The sequence below is a fragment of the Neorhodopirellula pilleata genome (genome assembly GCF_007859915.1).
GTDB classification, from domain to species: Bacteria; Planctomycetota; Planctomycetia; order Pirellulales; family Pirellulaceae; genus Rhodopirellula; species Rhodopirellula pilleata.
This window is the reverse complement of the sequence record NZ_SJPM01000001.1, coordinates 27,728-48,175: the sequence shown is the minus strand read 5'-3', so window position 1 is coordinate 48,175 and position 20,448 is coordinate 27,728. Positions and strand designations below refer to the sequence as shown.

The window sequence follows — 20,448 nt, the reverse complement described above, 5'->3', positions numbered from 1 at the left end:
CGGGCTTTTATCAATCGTGTTTAACAAAAACGAACACGGCGATCACTGATGTCATGGCGATTGCTGATACTTTCCGATAGGAGCGTTCTTGAATCCATTCCGGCGGGAAACGGCCGACGATGAGTCCGGCACGCCAGGTCTCGTGACGGTCATGACATGGTCGCTCGGGTGGTGTTTCATCGCCCGCGCGCATCCGTGGGGAGGTCCGACCATTTCGGCTGACCCACTGGCCGTTTCGGCTGACCCGTTCGCCGTATGGTTGACGGCGGTGCAGTGCGTTTCGCTCCAATGCGTGGCGTTGGCGGTCTGGTTGGGATGGCGACGCATGCGACCGGGAACTTCCGCTTGGTTCGGCCGAGCAATCTTGGCGGCTTGGCCGGCGATCTTTTGCGTCGATCTGTGGATCTATTCGCTGACGGGCGTCCACGTGGCTTCGGCTCGCTTTGTTGAACTGTTGCGAGACGTTCCGATTTCGATCATCACGTTTGCTTCGTCCGGTGTCGCGGTCAGCTTGATCGGGCTGGCGACGGCGTGGTCAGTTGTGTTCGTCTTGGTCGGGGGTGCCGAAACGTTCGTCCGTCGATCAGTTCCAATTTTGCATTCAAGATCGCGTCGATGGGAGCGTGTTGTCGCGATCACCGGAATGATCGCTTGCCTGGTCTTTGGACTGTCACAGCGATGGGTTCTTTCGCGATTTCCCGATCGGGCCGAGTTGATTCGTGAACATTCCACACGTCATCCGATGGCGATGCTGGGTTGGCTTAATGAACCTCCAGCGCAGATACTGGTAAAACGCAGTGGGGAGATCGAACGGATCGCCGCTGAGTTGCCCGGCATCGCCGATCGTCGAATCAGACAACTGCGAATGAACGTGGTGGTCGAACAGGGGACGCGCCAAGCTGATATTTTGATCGTCGTGGGTGAGTCGTTGCGTCCCGAATTGTTGACGCCGGATGTCATGCCGAACACGTTTGCTCTGACACGTCGGGGGCTATGGTTGAGGCAACATTATGCCGGAGGAAACGCATCGAGTTTGGGGGTGTTTTCGATCGTCAGTGGACTGGAGGCGGTTTGGTTTTATAAATCAGGGGTGCGTTTTGCGCCGACGATGAACCGCTTGTTCCGGCAGGTGGGGTATGAGCTGGGCTTCTTTGCCAGCGCGAACGATTGGTCCACGTTTCAAATGGACGCGTTCCTGTCGGACGAGCACTACGACGCGTTCCAATGCGAACGTTTTTCAGGCTTGGAGTCAGACCGTCGAGCGATCGCGGCGACGGAAGCGTATCTGGATTCGGATCCAACGCGTCCGCCTCGATTGGCGATGCTGTATTTGTATGGGACACACGCTCCGTTTTGGTGTGAGGAGGCGGAGTCGCTCGACGCCCCGGCGGCGGACGATTCGTATCCGATCCCGTTTCCGCAGTCATGGCGTCGGCGGGTTTGGAACCGGTACCGCAACGCGGCCCGCACGCTCGACGCATCGATCGGCGATTTGATTCGACAACCGGAGCGAACCGAGGATGCAGATCGGCCACGGATCGTGATCGTGACCGGCGATCATGGAGAATCGTTCGGCGATGACGGTACGATCGGGCACGGGACGAAACTGTCAGTCGATCAAACCCGAACGCTCGCGGTCATCGCAGGGTCGGGACTTCCGCAGAGGCAAGTAGATCAGACAACGGCCCATTTCGATCTCCTACCGACGATGTTATCTGCGGCGGGCATCACCACCTCGTTGCCGGATCAGTTGGACGGACGTGATCTGACTCAAACGACGCCTTGGGCCCCCCGAACATTCTCGATCGCCGGTTACGTGGGGAAGGAGATCGCGATCGTAGACGACCGAAAACCCGCAGGGATTGCCGAACCGTGGGCGATGCGTTGCCGGTTCTCGCTGATGGACGGGTCGGTGGAGTTGATCGAGCCGATCGGACCGGGCGGGAGACGTTGGAAGCCGCACGAAGTGATCGGCGACGGCAGCTTGGCCGATTGGCTGGGCCGTTTGCCGAGATGAACGCCGAAGCCGTTTGTGGACGAGACGGGGGTGCGGTTAAGATGTTGACATCGCCAACTCGTCTCCTTCTCCTGATTGCGGTCATGACTTCCACCCCCATCCGTTTCGTTTACTTTGATTTGGGCAATATCCTCGTTGCCTTTGATCGTGAGGTGGCAGCCCGCAATGTTGCCGAGCTGTTCCACGCCAACCCGACCGAGGTGGAACTGGCGTTTGTCAATGAAATCATGCATGACAGTGGTTTACAGAATCAGTTGGAAACGGGGCTGGTGTCCGAAGCCGAGTTCGCCGAAGCGATCCGGAAATCGTTTCCAGGTACGATGGATCCCATCGATGATGCGGCGATTCTGCGAGCGATCAGCGATATGTTCACACCGATCGAAACGATGACCGACGTGCTCGGGCGGGTTCGTCAAACCGGCATGCCGATCGGCATCCTGAGCAACACATGCCAAGCCCATTGGTCGTGGGTGCGGTCTCAGTCGTATGGTGTTTTGCAAGGGCCGTTTGATGTCGAGGTTGTCAGTTATGAAGCTAGGTCGATGAAGCCCGATCGCATGATTTACGAAGTCGCCGAAGCACGCGCTCGCGATATCAACCAAGCCAAACCGGAAGAAATTTTGTTTGTCGACGATCGTGAAGAGAATGTCATGGCAGCCCGCCAGTACGGCTGGAACGCCGAAGTATGCTGGGGCGGCGCGACGGCGGAAGAGGTTTTGGTTCGCTACGGCGTCTTGCCGGAGTGCCGCTTGATCACCGAACCGCTCGGGATGTCCTCATGAACTTGCCCAATACCGCTTCGGCGGAACCCTCGACGCATGGCTCGAATCCGGCCTCCGGTTCGAGCCTCGGATCCGGCGTGAGCCAGACGTCACCGCGGACGGTTGCGGTCATCGATATCGGTGCGATCAGCATCCGGATGGCGATCGCCGAAATTCATTCGGGCGGTCACGTCCGCACGCTCGAATCGTTATTGCAGCCCGTTGATTTAGGACGGGACGCGTTTGAAACACGTCGACTCAGTCGCAAGGGCATCGAGCGGGCGTCGGCGGTACTACGCCGATTCCGCCGGATCCTCGACGAATACGGTGTTCGCGATGCCAAAGACATTCGCGTCGTCGCGACCAGTGCCGTCCGAGAGGCGATCAATCGGATCGCGTTCGTTGACCGAGTGTTCGTCGCAACCGGATTGGATGTCGAGCCGATCGACGAAGCGGAAGTCAACCGGATCACGTACATGGGCATCACGCCGATGCTGTTGGGGATGGCCGAGACGGCGGAATCGAAGTCCGTGGTCCTTGAGGTCGGCAGCGGCAGTACCGAGTTGCTGATGATCCGCGGTGGGAACGTTTTGCACTCCGATTCGTTTCGCTTAGGATCGTTGCGGTTGGTCCAAACACTCGAGGCGTCCGGTGCCCAAGGGCTCCAGTGGCGACAATTATTGGAAACGCATGTCAAGCGGTTTGTCGTACGAATCGCCGATGAATTGAAAGCCGATGCTCCGCTTCAACTGGTCTTGTTGGGTGGCGATATTCGGTTCGCCGCTCATCGACTGATCGAAGACTGGGACGAAGAATCACTCGTAAAGGTCCCCGTCGATCGGCTCGAGAAGTTAACCGATGACGTCGTCAAGATGGGCGAAGATGCGATCGTCAAAAAGTTCGGGGCGACGTTTGTCGAAGCCGAAACCCTCGCGCCGGCTTTGTTGGCGTACACGTTGTTTGCCAAACATTTTGAGTTGCCATATGTGTTTGTCAGCGGCACGAACTTGCGTGACGGCTTGTTGGCCGACATGGAACAGGGCGGAAACTGGACGAGCGAATTCCGGCAACAGATCATTCGATCGGCGGTGTCGTTGGGACGTAAGTACGCCGTCGATCAATCGCACGCGCGAGCGGTCGCAGAATTAACCCGCATTCTGTTTGAACAACTCGCCGGCGAACACCAGCTCGATTCGCGGCATGAAGTTTTGTTGTACGTCGCCGCGCTGCTTCATGAGGTAGGCTTGTACGTCAACTTGCACAGCAACCACAAACACGCCTACTACTTGATCCGAAACAGTGAACTGTTTGGACTGAGCCGTCACGAGTTACAACTCGTTGCGCTGGTGGCGCGGTATCATCGCCGGGCGTCACCACAAACCAATCACGAAGGGTACACCTCGTTGGATCGAAAAGACCGCGTGGCCGTTACCAAGATGGCAGCCATGTTGCGGATCGCGATCGCTTTGGATGATACCCGCACCGGGCGGATTCGTGACGTCGCTTGCCAACGAGACGAAAAACGCATGGTGATCGCGGTACCCGGCGTGGACGATGTTTCCTTGGAACAACTCGCCCTACGAACCAACTCGTCGTTGTTTCGTGATATCTTTGGAGTGCCAGTCATGTTGCGAGCGGGAGTACACAAATCATGAGACGACTCACGTTTGGATTGATGGGTTGCTTCCTTTTGACGGAGGCTCAACCGAATCTAATCGCTCAAGATTTCTCTGACCATCGCTCGCCACCGGTTCCCACGATCGTGACACCTCAACGCTCTCTTTTGATCCTTCCCCAGGCTTCCGATTCCATTTCCTCACGCTCCGGCTCGGCTCGAGGAAATGACAAGTACGCCGACGCCCGCAAGCGGTTGGTCGATCATCGCATCCGCACGGCCGGGGTCACCAATGAACGCGTGCTCGCGGCGATCCAAGACACACCCCGTCATGAGTTCGTACCGCATGCGGTCCGCGACAAGGCTTACTATGACATGGCCTTGCCGATCGGCTCGGCTCAAACAATCAGCAGCCCTTTCATTGTCGCGTCGATGACCGAGACGCTCGACCCGCAACCGACCGACCGAGTGCTGGAGATCGGAACGGGGAGTGGTTACCAAGCCGCCGTGCTGAGCCCGTTGGTCGACGAAGTGTATTCGATTGAAATCGTCGAACCGCTCGGTGTGACCGCTCGTGGCGTCCTCGATCGACTCGGATACGACAACGTATTCACCAAGATCGGCGACGGCTTTTTGGGATGGCCCGACAAAGCACCGTTCGACAAGATCATCGTCACCTGCAGTCCCGAATCGGTGCCGGTGCCGTTGGTCGAGCAATTGCGTGAGGGCGGCTCGATGATCATCCCGGTCGGCGAGCGGTATCAGCAGACGCTCTACCGAATGACCAAACGCGACGGAGAACTGGTGCGAGAACCGCTCCGGCCAACCCTGTTCGTCCCCATGACCGGTACGGCCGAAGCGAGCCGCCAACACCTGCCCGACGGCTCGGCCCCCGAAATAACCAATGGTGATTTCGAAACCACCACGCTGAGTTCCCCAGGCGGCGAAGGCCCATCAGGCGGCGAGGGCTCCTCAGGAGGCGAGGGCTCCCCGGGCGGCGCGGGCTCCCCAGGCGGCGAAGGCAAATCGAACGATCAAACTGAGCGTTTCAGCGAAGAATTCATCGCCGGTTGGTATTACGGGCGGCAGGTCAAGCGTTTCGTCGAAGGGGGTAACGCGATGGCGAGATTTGAGAACAAGACCCCCGGTTTGGGTTCGCATTTGCTCCAAGGCATCGCGATCGACGGACGCCAGGTATTCTCCGTAAGATTGTCCGCTCGCATTCGGACGCAGGATGTCGCCAAAGGCCCTGACGCGGACGCATGGCCGATGCTCGCGATCAGCTACTACGACGAACAGCGACGAGATTTGGGCATGTTTTCGCTCGGTCCCTATCGCGGGACTCGGGATTGGCGAACCGACAGCCGGTTGCTACGCGTTCCGCCCAACGCACGCGAGGCGATTATTCGGATCGGTTTGTTCGGGGCGACCGGTCGGATTGATTTCGACGATGTCCAACTCGAAAAAATTGGTAGATAGGCTTCCCCCCATAAGAACGGCCTTTTGCCGTTAAATTTTACCCAGACTGCTTGATTGGACTCCCTGTCTCGCTATTCTAACGTTCGGCAGGTTAGGCGGTACGAGGTCTGAGTTTGCCCGCGTGTGTTATCGGATCGCCAACCGAGCTTGCTCAACCAGCCAGATCACGGGAACCGGGGCTCCTTCAGGTCCCTGGCGGCATCACTAATCAAACCAATTTTGAGGATGGAGGAACGTTCATGAGGTGTATGCACCTATTGATCGGCCTTTCGCTTGCACTGACGCTCAGTGTTTCAGCGGAGGCCGGCGGCTCCTACGGGAGCTACGGAAGTTACAGCAGCGGCGGGGCCAGCTACGGTGGTAGTTCAGGCGGCATCGTCCACGGCAGCAGCGGTGGCGGACTTCTGTCCGGACTCCGCGCCCGGATTGCCGCACGCCATGCCGGTTCATCGGGAGGATCTTCGGGTGGTTCATCCGGCGGTTACGTGGCCTACAGTGCGTCCTCCGGTGGGGCTTCCTCCGGTGGGGCTTCCTCGGGTGGGGCTTCCTCAGGTGGTGCATCGTCCGGCGGCGTTTCCCATGGTTCTTCGGGCGGCGGATTGTTCAGCCGTTTGAAAGCACGAATTGCGGCCCGCCATGCGGCATCGCACGGCAGCAGCGGTGGCTATACCGCTTCCTACTCAAGTGGTGGTGCCAGTTCCGGCGGTAGTAGCGGTGGTTACTATCGTCCCGCTTCGATCGCCGTATCACACGGCAGCAGTGGTGGATACAGCAGCGGCGGATACGTCGCTCCGGTCTCCTACGCCGCACCGATCACCTACTCGGCTCCGATGGTTCATTCGAGCTATCCCGTCGAGCACCACGTGGCACCTAGCTACCCGATCGAGAGCAGCGTTCCGTCCCATGGCGGCATCATTTCAGGCGGATCGGCTCCCATGAGCGGATCAGTGCCCATGAGCGGATCAGTGCCCATGAGCGGATCAGTGATCGACGGTTCGATCATCGACAACGGTGCCAGCTACGAAAGCAGCAAGCCGACCCTGGACGATGACGCGGCCTTGTTGACCGTCGCCGTCCCTGTTGAAGGCGCTCGCGTGACAGTCAACGGGCACGAAACGACCAGCGACGGAATGGTACGCCAGTTCATGTCACGTGGTCTGAAAGATGGATACCTTTACACTTACGAAGTCGTTGTGACCTATGACGTCAACGGTCGTGAGATGAAGGATTCCAAGACGATCAAGTTGCGTCCCGGCGACATGGAGCGAATGGTATTCAATCAAAGCGAAGAAGACGCGGCGGATGATTCTGAAAAGAAGGCCGATTCGGTCGACCAGGAAACCCAGGTCAGCGTACCGACTCAATCCGACGTGCTTGAAACCGTTGTTCAGTTGCACGTTCCCGCCGATGCCAAGGTGATCTTGGCCGGTAATGAAACGAACGGCTTCGGTCGTGTACGCACCTTCCGTACCACGCACCTGGCCGCCGGTCAAAGCTGGAAGAACTACACCGTCGTCGTTGTCGCTGATGTCAACGGAAAAAGTGTCCAGCAACAACAAACGATCAACGTCGCCGCCGGTCAAGAAGTCGAACTGAAGTTCGATTTCGACTCGACAACATTGGCAATGCGTTAGTCCAAACGAGCTAACGAGAATGAGTAGGCCACACTCGCCATCGCGGGTGTGGCCTTTTTTTATGCACTAGTGCTTCGTCAATATTTAAAACGTGGCACGGTGGCCCCCACCATAAATCTCGACGGAGGACCGTCGAGCCACGCTGCTGATACCCTAAAGTCAAATGTGGTTGAAGCACTAATGCCATGTTGTACAACATCCCATCCTCGCTCGCGATCAAGAGAACCAACCATGAATCTTCGTTTTTGTACCGCCGCAATTCTATGCTTAGCCGGTTGCCTGTCCGCTCATTCGGATGACCGATATCGTGTTTACTTGGGAACTTACACGGATGACCAAAGCAAAGGCATTTACCAGTGCGAGTTCAATGCCACTGATGGTTCACTCTCATCGGCGACACTCGCTGCCGAAACAAGCAGCCCGTCATTTCTGGCGTTTCATCCGAACAACCGTTTTCTGTATGCGGTTAATGAACGAACCGCCAGGATCAGTGCGTTTCAAATCGACCCTTCGACCGGCAATCTGACGTTGCTCAATTCTCAACCGTCCCAGGGCGGAGCACCCTGCCATTTAGTCGTCGATCCCACCGGCAAGAATGTTCTTGTCGCCAATTACACCGGCGGAAGTTGCCTCTGTGTTCCGATTTCTCCCGATGGCTCGTTAGGCGATGCGACTTCGTTTCAGCAGCATGTTGGCGAGCGGACGCATGCCCATTCGATCCACGTTGATGCAGCGAATCGATATGCGCTGTGCTGCGACTTGGGATTGGATCAAGTGATCACGTACCGATTCGATCCTGAGCAAGGAATGCTTGCGTCCGAAGAGATCTTCGATGCGCCCAAAGGATCCGGACCGCGTCATTTTGCATGGCACCCCAGTGGCAACACGGCTTTCATCAATGGGGAATCGAACCTGACCATCATCCGCTGTCGTTACGACGCAAGCAGTGGCAAACTCACCCAGCAACAAGTCTTGTCAACACTACCCGCTGATGTCATACGAAACGGTGGAAGTACCGCCGAAACGGTCGTTCATCCGTCCGGCAAATTTGTTTACGTGTCCAACCGCAATCCCTACAACTCGATCGCCATCTTTGCCATCGATTCGGATACTCATGAACTTTCAGTGGTCGGCCACCAGAGTTCGGGAATCCAGACACCCCGCAACTTTGCCATCGACCCGACAGGGAACTTCATGTTGGTTGCCAATCAATCGGGTGGAAACGTCATCGTTTTCCGGATCAACCCATCGACGGGACAACTCACGCCAACGCAAACGAGTGTTCGCGTAGCCAATCCCGTCTGTGTCCGATTCATGAAGCTGGAAGTGGAAGAATAGATCGAACGAGGCGGGCAATGATCCCTCGTGCTGAGCGGCGATCCGTTTGAGCATCCCATGTGCTTTTCTAACGAGGATCACCCGCGAGCGAAAACGCAGCCCAGAAGACGGGAAGACTGCGGGATGAATGATTGAGTGTCGGTCTTGTTTCGGCGTCTGGCCCTGGCGTGAGCCGCTCCCCATCGCGGCGGTGTTGAATTGGGGTTGCCGATGGCCGGAAGTATCGACGGCAACGGTGGTCGTGATCGTTTCCAACGCTTTCGTGTGGACGTTCGTTTTATGCGTGATCCTGGGCCGATGGTGGCCATTGTCCACGCTTGCGATTACCATTCTTATCTAACAGCTGGTCGCCTCCGCGTATCTCGTCGAGTCGGTGGGACAATCCGGAGATGGCCAAATCGAACAAAACGGCGGAATGATTCTTGAGTTTTATTTCATCGCTATCTTGTTGTTGATCCTGATGCGATCAAGCAACCACCGCTAGATCGGTGGCCAGAAACAACACGAGTTGCCCTCGTCACCAAACGACGGCTGCCAACTCAGACGATGAACCGTTGCATAATGTTTTACCCCGCCAAAAACCTGAGTGCATCTAAATTGTTCGCTTCATCCATGGAGGGACTAACGAAATTCGCTATTATTTTGGTACTGACCAGTGTTCGTGGAAGAACACTTTCGAGACTGCTTAAATTCGTTGTGTTAGCTTAAGATGATCATGAAACAATTACTAACTCCCGCCGTCGCGGCGTTGATTTTCATTCACGGTGCTGTATTTGCAGCCGAGAAACCTAATATTGTTTTCATCCTTGGAGATGATCAAGCTTGGGGCGACTACGGCTTTATGGGGCACGCGGTTGTCAAAACACCGAACATTGACAAACTCGCGGCGCGAAGCCTGGTGTTTGACCGAGGATATGTTTCATCGCCTCTCTGCCGGCCTTCGTTGGCATCGATGATCACCGGACTTTATCCGACACAACACGGCATCACAGGGAATGATGTTGAAGGGGGCAATGAACGGGCAGCCCTGGACAAACCTTTGCGAGAACAGTTCCACAGGCACCCAAGCTTTATTCGACTGCTAACAGATAGGGGCTACCTTACGCATCAGTCGGGTAAATGGTGGGAAGGCTCTTTTGAGGATGGCGGCTTCACACACGGAATGACGCACGGTGACCCAGATCGTGGCGGTCGACATGGCGATGTCGGGCTGAAGATCGGGCGGGATGGTATAAAACCCGTGACTGAGTTCATCGATATGGCAGTAAAAAAAGAGCAACCATTCTTCCTGTGGTACGCCCCTCTATTACCCCACACTCCACACAATCCACCCAAGCGTCTGCTTGAAAAGTACGCGACCGATGGACTCGCTAAAGACGTTGCCGCTTATTACGCCATGTGTGAGTGGTTTGATGAAACCTGCGGACAATTGCTAGATCATCTTGACCAACAGGGGCTGACCGAGAAAACGCTGGTCATGTTCGCTTGCGACAATGGATGGGCCGCGAGCAGCACCAACGCGACGGACCCTGAACAGAAAGGTTGGAGCGATTTTGCACTGCGTTCCAAAGGATCGCCCTACGAAAACGGCATACGCACGCCAATTATGGTATCGTGGCCCGAACGACTTAAGCCACTTCGCAGTGAAGATCTCGCTCATACGATCGACCTATTTCCGACGATTGCGGCGGCAGCCGATCTGAGCGCTCCCGCCAATCTTCCCGGCATCAATCTCATGGACGACAATGCAAGGCAACAGCGCGAACGTGTCTATGGTGTAACTCATTCGATTCATAACATGACGGTTGGCAATCCGGACGATACGCTCCAATATCTCTGGTGCGTGGACCGCCAGTGGAAGCTGATCGAGCGATTGCAAGGTAGAGACACGACAAAATACAAAAACGTTCATTTATGGGACACCGCACCCGTACGGCTCTACAATATCCTTGATGATCCATCTGAACTCCTTGATCTTGCTTCGCAGAATTCCGAAACGGTGGCCCGATTAAAGCAAAAGATTGAAGTATGGAGACTCGGTCTTGCCGTGACTAGTTCGGATGAACCTAAGTAGCTTAGATCTGTCAGCTGTGATTCCGACCGAAGCTGTATGTACGCGCGGACTTGGACATTTCGAGTTCAACCGGTGAACAACGACGTCGATTTTCACGGTGAATGCTCCGGCAACTCCCCTCTACAACAACTTGCGAGTTTAGAGTGAGGTTGTTCGTCGACACAGAAGTGACTCGCGACCGTTCTTTCGGAACTGACACAAGAAAACGTACATTGGGATGTGCAGTTTACTCAGATGGATCAATGTATGTGTCTTCGGCTGAGCTTTCTATTACGGTTGTCTCACTCGGTTGAGAGCAACCGGTGGAGAAGGCGAAAGAAGCGATCACAATCGACAGAGCTACAAAACGAATTGTCTTCATTGAAATTCTCCGATAACATTGAAATTGCGGGGAAACGTGATTGAATATTAAACAAAAATGGTCGAAGAACGTTGAGTTCTCCGACGCATTGGATAACAAACCAAGAACTGGAACTCAGACACAAAGGCCAGCTCATCAATTAAACATGAAAAGAGTTTACTGGCGGCTAAGGTCCTTATGACCATGTCTTGCGACAGATGTTAAAACTCTTTGTCAATAACTTCCTTAGAAGCACGGGTGCCCAGCGATCCCCAAAGTCCATAAGGACTCGGTGAGCCGGGACGATTGGAGGGCGGACCAACGACCGTACCGCCAAAGACGACATTGGGTGCAGTACTCCTTCCTGCTTCGATGCTATCGGTCACGAACTTTACGGCACCATCACCCATTAAAACATGGCAACCACCTTGGTGACGACTTCCGGCTGACGCGGTCATAGTTTGGCCTTCGGTCGTTTCAGCACATAGCTCCGAATTGGGAGGCAGAATTGTAAAGAAACCTGTGTCCAGCGGACGGCCATCTGCCCATTGATATCCGCGGGCCTGAGCTGCACGCTCGATCTGATTCGCAGCGGGCGCGGCCGTAGTGGCTTGGACGACTCCGGGTGCCCAGAACTGAGGTCGCGCCGGATCGATCCTAGCAGGAGTGCGGCAACTAGCTGGATTTGTGAAAATGGCAGTTCCTGCTCGAAAGGATATCGTTCGCTTGTCTCGATCACCCAAGTCGGTCGGAATCTCGCCACACATGACCGTGTTGGCAAGGCCGTCTAATGTATCGCGAAAGCTGGTAGAATATCGAGGAACAAACATTCCGCGACAGGACGCACGAGACTGTTCATGGTTCCCCGAATTACTAAGGTCCCAGATGGCTCCGCCTGCTGGAGTATTCACCGGACCATGCTGGGAGCGAATAACCGAATCGCCCAAGCACGCCGCATAGTTAGTGCGCCCTAAAGCAGGTTCGCCGGTGCCAGGATCGCTTGGGCATCGCAGTCCAGGAATCTCCGTTCGCCAAGGAATATAATCTCCACTGTTCGGTGGTCCGCCCATCGGTGGCCAAGCTGTCGCTGCAGTCAGGTCCGCAGCATTGTATTGCTTTATGCTCGGATTTGAGATCTGCTCCCAAAGAGCCTGCTGCTCCATGAAGGGTGTAATGCCAACAAGAAAACTCAAGAGCATTACGTTGTTGGCGGCCTGACGTGCGCCGGCAGTTCCCGGATTACTCATGCCGTTAGGCTGAGCGAAAGTGCCACCCATTTGCATCGGCAACTTGTTGTAGGCGGCGTGGTAGTTGTGAAGTGCTAACCCGATTTGCTTAAAGTTATTGCTGCAACTCATGCGACGTGCTGCTTCACGGGCGGCTTGTACAGCCGGCAGCAGTAATCCTACAAGCACCCCGATAATCGCGATAACGACCAATAATTCAACAAGTGTGAAGCCTTTCTGGCTTCGAGATCTAGTTTTCATAGAGCACCCTATAGGATGAGGAAGAAACAAGGCGCCAGCATTGGTGCTCGGCACCAATGAACACCGAGGCTGAAAATGAGAAGAATTGACCTAGCCGCTGAATCGCTTCCAGCGCCAGCCAAACTTGAATAAGACGAGTTTAGAACCGGCATTTCCCCAATGCCATGACTTAACTGACCTTTCTTTTTCATTATTTGGCCAGTTGCCGGGCTCATTCGGCAATCGAATCGGAGGCTCACGAAAGCGTATTACTCGTCGTCAACCGCAGAAAGAGGATGCGAGAGCGAACGAAATCGAAGAGGAGATACTCCGGTATGCTCCTTAAAAAAACGCGAAAAGTAACTTACCGAAGTGAAACCGACGAGTTCAGAGATTCGCTCTACACTAAGCGTCGTGTTTTTTAGCAACCGACTGGCTTTTTCGAGTCGCAATTGAAGTAGGTATTGGTTAGGTGCCATTCCGGTGTGGTCTTTGAAGCGACGCCTGAACACGGAATAACTCATCGCGACCGATGCTGCAAATTGCTTGAAGTCGATCGGCTGATGTAGCGACTCGACCATCATCATGCACGCTTTTCCAATAGCATGTTCGTCTTCGTGTCTACGCTGAGGCAGCGTCTTCTGGAATAGCATTGAGGCGATTTCCATCGACTTGGCCGCCAGCAATCCCTGAGAGCCTTGATGTAGGTACTCAACAAGCTCGCAAACATTACGGAACGCCGATACCAATCGACTATCCTCGCCAACATAAATGAGAGGCTGAGCAGGAGAAAACAAGTCATCCCAAAAGCGATCTGCGATCGGCCCGATGATCCCAACCCAATGCTCGTGCCAGCCCGTTCGCTTTGCAGGTCGATAGGAATGGGCGACCCCTGGAAATACGACGAATGCCGTTCCTGCCCGAATGGCCAATTCCCCCGTCGGTTCGCTCCAGAAACTGCCGCTGCCATTTGAAATCAACACGAACTGACCTTCCTCCAGCATCCGCCCTCCTTTGCGGTCCAAGCGATAGCTGTCGGGATGTTGCCCAGGGGGATACCTCGCGTCTGGCGCGACGTGCGTCCATCCACAATCAGTGACTTGCAGCCCCCACCGCGCGCCTTCTGGAGAGGGTGGAACGTATCGAACGAAACCTTCAGAGGTATGCTTCACGAGATCAGAGGCCGGTCAGAAAGTGCAATACTTGGATCATTTTTTGCATTCCCGCAAAGTTTTTTTCGACAACAATAAGAATGTCCTTGGATGTTCCGCCGGTCAATAAGTTAATCCCTAAAATCAATAGTTTTTCGGTACGAATGAAAGCTCTCTGTGCGATGCAATGGTCTAGGAAAACAGAAACTTGATTACCAATCCTTCATTGGGAATTCTCCTGCACGCGATGGGAGGGTTAGCTGCGGGCAGCTTCTACGCGCCTCTGAAACGAGCCAAAGCTTGGCATTGGGAAAGCAGCTGGTTGGTGATGGGATCGGCTGCATGGTTGATCGTTCCATGGTTCGTTGCCTCGGCCACCACTTCTGACTTAATCGGTGTTTTGCGAGGCAGCCCGCGTTCGGCTTGGCTTGGATGTGTGGGCTTTGGGATGCTTTGGGGATTGGGCAACCTCACGTTCGGATTGTCAGTACGTTACCTCGGCATGGCGTTGGGTTACAGCATCGCACTTGGGTTCTGCATGGTATTTGGAACGCTTATGCCACCGATCGCAAGCGGTCAGATGGGAGCCATTGTTTCGACACGTTCAGGATTGATAGTGCTTAGTGGCGTCTTCCTTTGCCTTGTCGGAATTAGTCTCTGTGGCGTCGCGGGGATGAGGAAGGAAGCGGAGGCGCAAGCAAATCCATTCTCGGAATTCGCGATGAAAAAAGGATTTCTTGTCGCCTCGATGGCGGGTGTCCTCAGCGCCTGCTTCGCATTCGGTTTAGCGGCCGGAAAACCGATTGCCGATCAAGCGAAAGCATCAGGTACGGCAGAGATTTTTTCTAATAATGCCGTTTTGGTGGTCATTTTGTTGGGCGGACTGGCGAGCAACGCTTGCTGGTGCATTTATCTCAACATTAAAAATCGATCGTATGGAGACTACCTAGGAAAATACGAAGAGAGCACGTCCAAGAAGCAATTTTCCCAATACGGGCTTTCCATACTGGGTGGCTTGATTTGGTATTTCCAGTTTTTTTTCTATGGAATGGGGACAACTAAGCTCGGCGAACAATACGACTTCTCGAGCTGGACGATTCACATGTCTTTCGTCATCCTGTTCAGCAGTCTCTGGGGTATCGTCTTTCATGAGTGGCAAGGGACCAGCGCGACCACCAAAGCGTATGTTTGGGCTGGACTCATTGCTCTGACCGGTTCGACGGTTCTCATCGGCTTTGGAAATTCAGTTTCTTCTTAGCACCAAGCGAATATGACCCCACCCCTGGACTTAGCGCCCATCAAACCATCTCAACGGCCTCGGATCGGACTGTATTCGATTGGACACGCACACTATTGGGATCAGTTTCAAGGGCTGCTCGATCGACTACTGGGATACAACCGATTTCTCGCCGATCGCATTGGACTCAGCGGTGAAGTCACCAATGTGGGAATGATCGATGAAGAGGCAGGTGCAAGAAAGGCGGTTCAACGTTTCCGTTGCGCAGATGTTGATCTGATCTTTTGTCACGCCGCAACCTATGCGATGAGCGCTTCGCACATCCAGATTGCACGGCAATGTGGTGTCCCCGTCGTGGTGCTGAATCTTCAACCGACTGCGGCGATGAACTATGACGAAACCATGACAGGCGAATGGTTGGCACATTGTGTCGGTTGCTGTGTTCCCGAAATTGCGAATGCAATGAATCGCAGTGGGATCGAGTTCTATTTGATTTCAGGATTGCTCGGCCAAAGTGAGACGCCCGCCATCTCGGTGGCAGACGAAGATACTGCGGAGCATCCTGAATCGATTGCAGCATGGCGAGAGATCGATCAGTGGGTGCGGGCGGCCAATGTGAAGCGGACGATTGCGAAAGGGAGAATGGGGTTCCTGGGACACACCTATCCAGGAATGTTAGACATGTACAGCGATTTCACCATGCTGACTGCACAAACCGGAATGCATGTGGAAGTGTTGGAAATGTGCGATCTAGAGAGACGCCTCAAGAGTGTGACGGAATCAGAGAAAAAAGCTAAACTCGAACAGGTCTATGAGATGTTTGAAGTTAGCGAAGATTCGCCTACCGATCCGCTCGCGAGAAAGCCGCGTCCAGAGCAACTCGATGTTGCCTGTCAAGTCGCAGTTGCGCAAGAGAAACTCGTCCGCGACTTCGATCTGGATGCCCTGACTTACTATTATCGCGGAAGCGAAGGCAATGCATTCGAACAATTGCAGGAAGCGTTTATTTTGGGCCACTCACTGCTGACCGCCCAGGGGATCCCCTGCAGCGGCGAGGGAGACATGAAAACAGCGATCGCGATGAAGATCTGCGACATTCTCGGCGTCGGGGGGAGTTATATCGAACTGGTCGCCTGTGATTACCACTATGGAACAATCATTCTCGGACACGACGGTCCGTTCCACATCGGAATTGCGGATAAAAAGCCGATCCTCCGGGGAATGGGTTTGTACCATGGAAAATGGGGCACCGGTGTGAGTGTTGAAGCAACCGTACGAAAAGGTCCGGTGACGACGCTCAATTTGACGCAAATCGGCGACGGACGCCTTCGATTCCTGAGCAATCAGGGTCAAGCGATCCAGGCACCGATTCTAAAAATCGGGAACACAATGACACACGTCAAGTTTGATCGCGGCCCGAGTGAAATGATGAATCGATGGTATTCGCTGTCGCCGACGCATCATGCGGCGATGAGTGTCGGTCACAATACATCGCAAATGCAAAAAGTCGCCACGTTGATGGGCATCGACCTCAAGGTGGTATCGGATCCATGACTCATTCTCTCCGTGCGGATCGAGAAGTTCTTTGTTCGATCGTACTTATCACGTGTTGGTTCGTCCTACCGCCAGCCCGGGCGGATGAATTAGCCGACGGATTTCGTCGTCCCCCACACGACGCTGGAATTCGAGCGTTCTGGTGGTGGTTAAATGGAAACGTCAACAAAGAATCGATCACTCGTGATTTAGAGCAGATGAAGGCGAAAGGGTTTAACGGAGCTCTCATTTTTGACGCCGATGGCAGCAGCCAAGGAAAGAATTCCAGAGTTCCCGCTGGACCCACATTCGGATCTCAGCCTTGGACAGAATTGTTTGGCCATGCGTGCCGCGAGGCGAATCGGCTGGACCTTGAACTGAGCCTTAATATCCAGAGCGGTTGGAACCTCGGCGGTCCTGACGTCACCGCAGAAGAAGCGACCCAGACATTGGTTTGGTCCGAAATCGTGGTTCGGGGACCAAGCGAGGTTCAACAGGTGCTTCCGCAACCGAAGAAGCGTGAGTTCTATCAAGACGTCACCGTGTTGGCCTTTCCCAAGCCACAATTCGCCAACGAAGAGGGGGCACCATCGGATCGAATCCTTTGCGAGCTGGAAGCTACTTCGACCAGCGAGAATTCTGACGCGGAGTATGCCATGGACGGAGATTTCAATACGTACTGGGTATCCGATGGCTCACCCCGACCTGAGTCGCCACAATCGCTACTCCTTAAGCTTTCCGAGAAGACGAAAGTTTCTAAGTTATCGCTACAGGGTCGAAAACGTTTTGGACCGCGTTGCTGCTTCATCGAACTGTCCGATGACAATCAAACTTATGTCACCGTACACGAGGCAACGCTGAAGGATGGCCAGCGGCTTGAGGCGAACTTCAAGCCTCGTAACGCGAGATTTATTCGCCTGCTTTTTACAGAGGCGTACGATCCCAAACCGATCAATGGATTCGCTCGCAATGTGCAGGTTGTCGAAGTCTCTCTTCCCGACATAGCGGTTGGTGACGATGTGTTAAAGCGTCCAATCTCCGACCTAGCACTCAAGAGTGCCACGCAAGAGCTAGGGAAGTCTGCACCGGATTGCCGATTTCTGTTGGAAAACGTTCCCGTGATTCCAGAGGAGTCGGTGATTCGGCCTGCGGAGATTGTCGAGCTTTCCGCGAAAATGGCAGCCAACGGAATGCTCCGATGGCAAGCCCCTCAAGGAGATTGGGTGGTCCTGAGAATCGGACATACCAACACGGGCGCACAAGTCTCAACTCACAGTGAGGGCTGGGATGGCCGAGTGCTGGACTACATGAACCCGGCTTCCCTTGACGCTTATTGGGATCGTCAAGTCGAACCGCTGCTCGCGGCGATCGGGCCGTTGGCGGGCAAGACGCTGCGCTATGTTCACACGGATAGTTGGGAAGGAGGCGGTATGAACTGGTCACCGGGATTCGATCGAACGTTCTATCAACGTCGCGGTTACGATCCGAAACCATGGTTGGCCGTTTTGGCAGGATATGTTGTTGATAGCCGAGTCTCTTCCAATGCGTTCCTGGCTGACTTTCGCAAAACGATCGGCGATCGCATTGGTGACCACTACGGACAATTGTCTCGATTGGCTGAACGCTGCGGCATGGCCACTCACCCCGAGTGCTCTGGTCCGCATGCAGGACCACTAGACGGTTTGAAGAACTACGGTCGTAGCGAAATAATGATGAGCGAATTTTGGTCGCCATCACCACACCGCCCTGATGCGACAGAGCGTTTTTTTGTCAAGCAAGCGGCGTCGGCTGCTCATACGTACGGCAAACGATTGGTGGGTGCTGAAGGCTTCACTACGATTGGTCCTCATTGGAATGATGTGCCTTGGTCGTCCATGAAACCAAGTTTCGATCACGAATTCTGCTCAGGCCTGAATCTGTTGTTCAATCACACCTTCACGTGCTCGCCAAGGGAAATGGGCTTGCCAGGCCAAGAATATTTCGCTGGCACACACTTCAATCCTCAAGTGACTTGGTGGAACGAATCGTTTGCCATCATCGACTACTTTCGCCGTTGTCAGTATCTCGCCCAACAGGGCGATTTCGTCGCCGACGTAGTCTACTACTACGGCGATCACATTCCAAACATCGCTACGCTAAAAGAATCCGACCCGGCTGGTGCGTTGCCCGACTTCGACTACGACACTCTCAGCGAAGAGTTGCTTACATCGTCGCTGACGGTCAACGAATCCGGCATGCTTTCGCTACCTTCTGGTATGCAGTATCGCGTTCTTGTTTTACCCGATCATCGTGTACTCTCGTTGGGTGCACTCATCGCGATCGATAAACTCGTACGTGCCGGCGGGACAGTGATCGGGCCTCGCCCCGAGCGGGCGGTTAGCCTGGAGGGCGGCGAGGTCGGACGCGCACGGTTCCAGGAACTCGCCAGTGATCTGTGGGGAAATCATCATCAAGCCGACCAGTCTAGTGGTTCACGTAACGTGGGTGACGGACGGGTTGCCTGGGGTATCACGGCTCGTGATTGGCTGCATCAGAACGGAATCAGCTCGGATGTGAAGTTTGCCCCCTCCTGCGGAACCGAAACGACAAAAAGTGACAAGTTCAATTGGATTCATTACCGGATTGGCGATGTGGATATTTATTTTGTCTCCGAGCCGAATGGGAAAGAAGTACAGGGGCAAGCGACATTTCGATGTGAAGGAAAGATACCCGAATTTTGGGATGCGGTGGACGGATCGATTCGACAAGCAAGCGAGTTTCGATCGGTGGCGGGTGGCACAGAAGTGCCGATGAAACTTGATCCGTTCGGAAGCTTGTTTGTTGTCTTCCGTCAATTATTCAAGAACCGACAAACCACGAGTATTAAGACAGACCATCCGAATTTTCCTGCCAGGCAGCCATTACAATCGATTAAGGGTCCCTGGTTCGTTAGCTTTGAAGATCGCTGGGGAGGCCCATCGCAACCGATCCGATTTGATGAGTTAACAAGCTGGACCGATCATCAAGACCCGCGTGTAAAATACTACAGCGGCAAGGCGGTTTACCAAACCAACTTCTTTGTAAACGAACATTTTGCAGACAAGGATCTGGCGATCGAACTAGGCTCTGTCAAGGATGTAGGAATCGCCCGCGTCCACTTAAATGGAACCGACCTCGGCATTGTCTGGCGACCACCCTTCCAGGTTCGTGTCCGTGATGCGGTCAAGCAAGGAGAAAACCAACTTCAAATTGAAGTCGTCAACAGTTGGCGCAATCGATTGATAGGTGATCGCACCTTGCCGCCGAACGAGCGAGTGACGAGAACCAATATCCACGTTCATAAGAATTGGCGTCTTGAACCCTCGGGTCTCCTCGGTCCGGTTCAAATAACCACTTCGAGCACAGAATAACGAGCAGACTAACAGCGCTCGCGGTTATTGATCCGGTTGAGCGGGCAACCGCTTTTGCGGCCAGTTAGCCCACTCTTGAATCAAACACTCAAACTTGTTTTCCCAAAATCATTAGAAAACCAACACCAGACTGGATTGCGGAAAAAAGCGATTGGCAAACCAAGACTATGTGAATATGAAATTTCGGGTGAATTGATTTACTTCTGAAACAAAAAGGCAATATCAGTACTAACAGCCAAACTATTCCGCTCAATCCACCAAAAACCCACATTGATTGGGTGACTAATCCCGCATTATTCACCAAGGACGAAATCGGTTCTGCGTTTTGAGGTTTGGCCATTGCGAAACGCAGCGAAGCGGATTGCGAGTCTGATTTTGACCGACCGCGCACAACGCCCCCCTCCCCCAGAATCG

The 20,448-nt window shown here is 54.3% G+C and carries 13 protein-coding genes; 10 read left to right on the top strand and 3 right to left on the bottom strand.

The features are described from left to right. The first annotated feature begins 88 nt into the window (after positions 1-88). The 7 genes from Pla100_RS00135 (at position 89) to Pla100_RS00105 (ending at position 10,918) form a co-directional block, all read left to right on the top strand. The gene (locus tag Pla100_RS00135) at positions 89-2,017 is read left to right on the top strand and encodes a sulfatase-like hydrolase/transferase (protein WP_146575693.1); all 1,929 of its coding nucleotides are present in this window, start codon (positions 89-91) and stop codon (positions 2,015-2,017) included. Positions 2,018-2,100: 83 nt separating this feature from the next. After that, positions 2,101-2,799, top strand: a complete 699-nt coding sequence (locus Pla100_RS00130) for an HAD family hydrolase (RefSeq protein ID WP_146575692.1) — start codon at positions 2,101-2,103, stop codon at positions 2,797-2,799. After that, complete coding sequence (locus tag Pla100_RS00125) at positions 2,796-4,433, top strand: Ppx/GppA phosphatase family protein (RefSeq protein WP_146575691.1); 1,638 nt, start codon at positions 2,796-2,798, stop codon at positions 4,431-4,433. Before Pla100_RS00130 ends, Pla100_RS00125 begins: the two co-directional genes overlap by 4 nt. Beyond that, entirely contained in the window at positions 4,430-5,872 is a 1,443-nt protein-coding gene (locus Pla100_RS00120; protein ID WP_146575690.1) for a protein-L-isoaspartate(D-aspartate) O-methyltransferase, read from the top strand. The genes Pla100_RS00125 and Pla100_RS00120 overlap by 4 nt, the downstream gene beginning before the upstream one ends. A 248-nt stretch (positions 5,873-6,120) precedes the next feature. Beyond that, positions 6,121-7,506, top strand: a complete 1,386-nt coding sequence (locus Pla100_RS00115) for a TIGR03000 domain-containing protein (RefSeq protein WP_146576512.1) — start codon at positions 6,121-6,123, stop codon at positions 7,504-7,506. Positions 7,507-7,737: 231 nt separating this feature from the next. Beyond that, a complete protein-coding gene (locus tag Pla100_RS00110) occupies positions 7,738-8,844 on the top strand; it encodes a lactonase family protein (RefSeq protein WP_197167600.1) in 1,107 nt (368 codons plus the stop codon). Positions 8,845-9,559: 715 nt separating this feature from the next. Continuing rightward, the gene (locus Pla100_RS00105; protein ID WP_146575688.1) at positions 9,560-10,918 is read left to right on the top strand and encodes a sulfatase-like hydrolase/transferase; all 1,359 of its coding nucleotides are present in this window, start codon (positions 9,560-9,562) and stop codon (positions 10,916-10,918) included. Positions 10,919-11,479: 561 nt separating this feature from the next. Here Pla100_RS00105 and Pla100_RS00100 read toward each other — a convergent pair. Together Pla100_RS00100 and Pla100_RS00095 are read right to left on the bottom strand one after the other, a co-directional pair. Next, complete coding sequence (locus tag Pla100_RS00100; RefSeq protein WP_146575687.1) at positions 11,480-12,745, bottom strand: DUF1559 domain-containing protein; 1,266 nt, start codon at positions 12,743-12,745, stop codon at positions 11,480-11,482. 248 nt (positions 12,746-12,993) lie between these two features. After that, positions 12,994-13,896 (bottom strand): AraC family transcriptional regulator, encoded by a 903-nt coding sequence (locus Pla100_RS00095; RefSeq protein WP_146575686.1) that lies wholly within the window; start codon positions 13,894-13,896, stop codon positions 12,994-12,996. Positions 13,897-14,083: 187 nt separating this feature from the next. Between Pla100_RS00095 and Pla100_RS00090 the strand changes: the two genes are divergently transcribed. Genes Pla100_RS00090 through Pla100_RS00080 form a run of 3 tightly spaced genes read left to right on the top strand, consistent with a single transcriptional unit; the run spans position 14,084 to position 20,034 of the window. Continuing rightward, a complete protein-coding gene (locus tag Pla100_RS00090; RefSeq protein WP_146575685.1) occupies positions 14,084-15,133 on the top strand; it encodes an L-rhamnose/proton symporter RhaT in 1,050 nt (349 codons plus the stop codon). Between the two features lie 12 nt (positions 15,134-15,145). Next, positions 15,146-16,666, top strand: coding sequence for an L-fucose/L-arabinose isomerase family protein (locus Pla100_RS00085; protein ID WP_146575684.1), 1,521 nt, complete (start codon positions 15,146-15,148; stop codon positions 16,664-16,666). Further along, a complete protein-coding gene (locus tag Pla100_RS00080) occupies positions 16,663-20,034 on the top strand; it encodes a glycosyl hydrolase (protein ID WP_146575683.1) in 3,372 nt (1,123 codons plus the stop codon). Before Pla100_RS00085 ends, Pla100_RS00080 begins: the two co-directional genes overlap by 4 nt. 88 nt (positions 20,035-20,122) lie before the next feature. On the opposite strand, the gene Pla100_RS31405 is transcribed toward Pla100_RS00080, so the two are convergent. Next, positions 20,123-20,448, bottom strand: a 326-nt coding sequence (locus Pla100_RS31405) for a hypothetical protein (protein WP_231602485.1), incomplete at its 5' end; no start/stop codon positions are given.

Excerpts from the sequence above, each read along its gene's own strand:
- Pla100_RS00125 (WP_146575691.1), top strand. The coding sequence starts at position 2,796 with ATGAACTTGCCCAATACCGCTTCGGCGGAACCCTCGACGCATGGCTCG.
- Pla100_RS00120 (WP_146575690.1), top strand. The coding sequence starts at position 4,430 with ATGAGACGACTCACGTTTGGATTGATGGGTTGCTTCCTTTTGACGGAG.
- Pla100_RS00080 (WP_146575683.1), top strand. The coding sequence starts at position 16,663 with ATGACTCATTCTCTCCGTGCGGATCGAGAAGTTCTTTGTTCGATCGTA.
- Pla100_RS00085 (WP_146575684.1), top strand. The coding sequence starts at position 15,146 with ATGACCCCACCCCTGGACTTAGCGCCCATCAAACCATCTCAACGGCCT.
- Pla100_RS00105 (WP_146575688.1), top strand. The coding sequence starts at position 9,560 with ATGAAACAATTACTAACTCCCGCCGTCGCGGCGTTGATTTTCATTCAC.
- Pla100_RS00130 (WP_146575692.1), top strand. The coding sequence starts at position 2,101 with ATGACTTCCACCCCCATCCGTTTCGTTTACTTTGATTTGGGCAATATC.
- Pla100_RS00115 (WP_146576512.1), top strand. The coding sequence starts at position 6,121 with ATGCACCTATTGATCGGCCTTTCGCTTGCACTGACGCTCAGTGTTTCA.
- Pla100_RS00100 (WP_146575687.1), bottom strand. The coding sequence starts at position 12,745 with ATGAAAACTAGATCTCGAAGCCAGAAAGGCTTCACACTTGTTGAATTA.
- Pla100_RS00110 (WP_197167600.1), top strand. The coding sequence starts at position 7,738 with ATGAATCTTCGTTTTTGTACCGCCGCAATTCTATGCTTAGCCGGTTGC.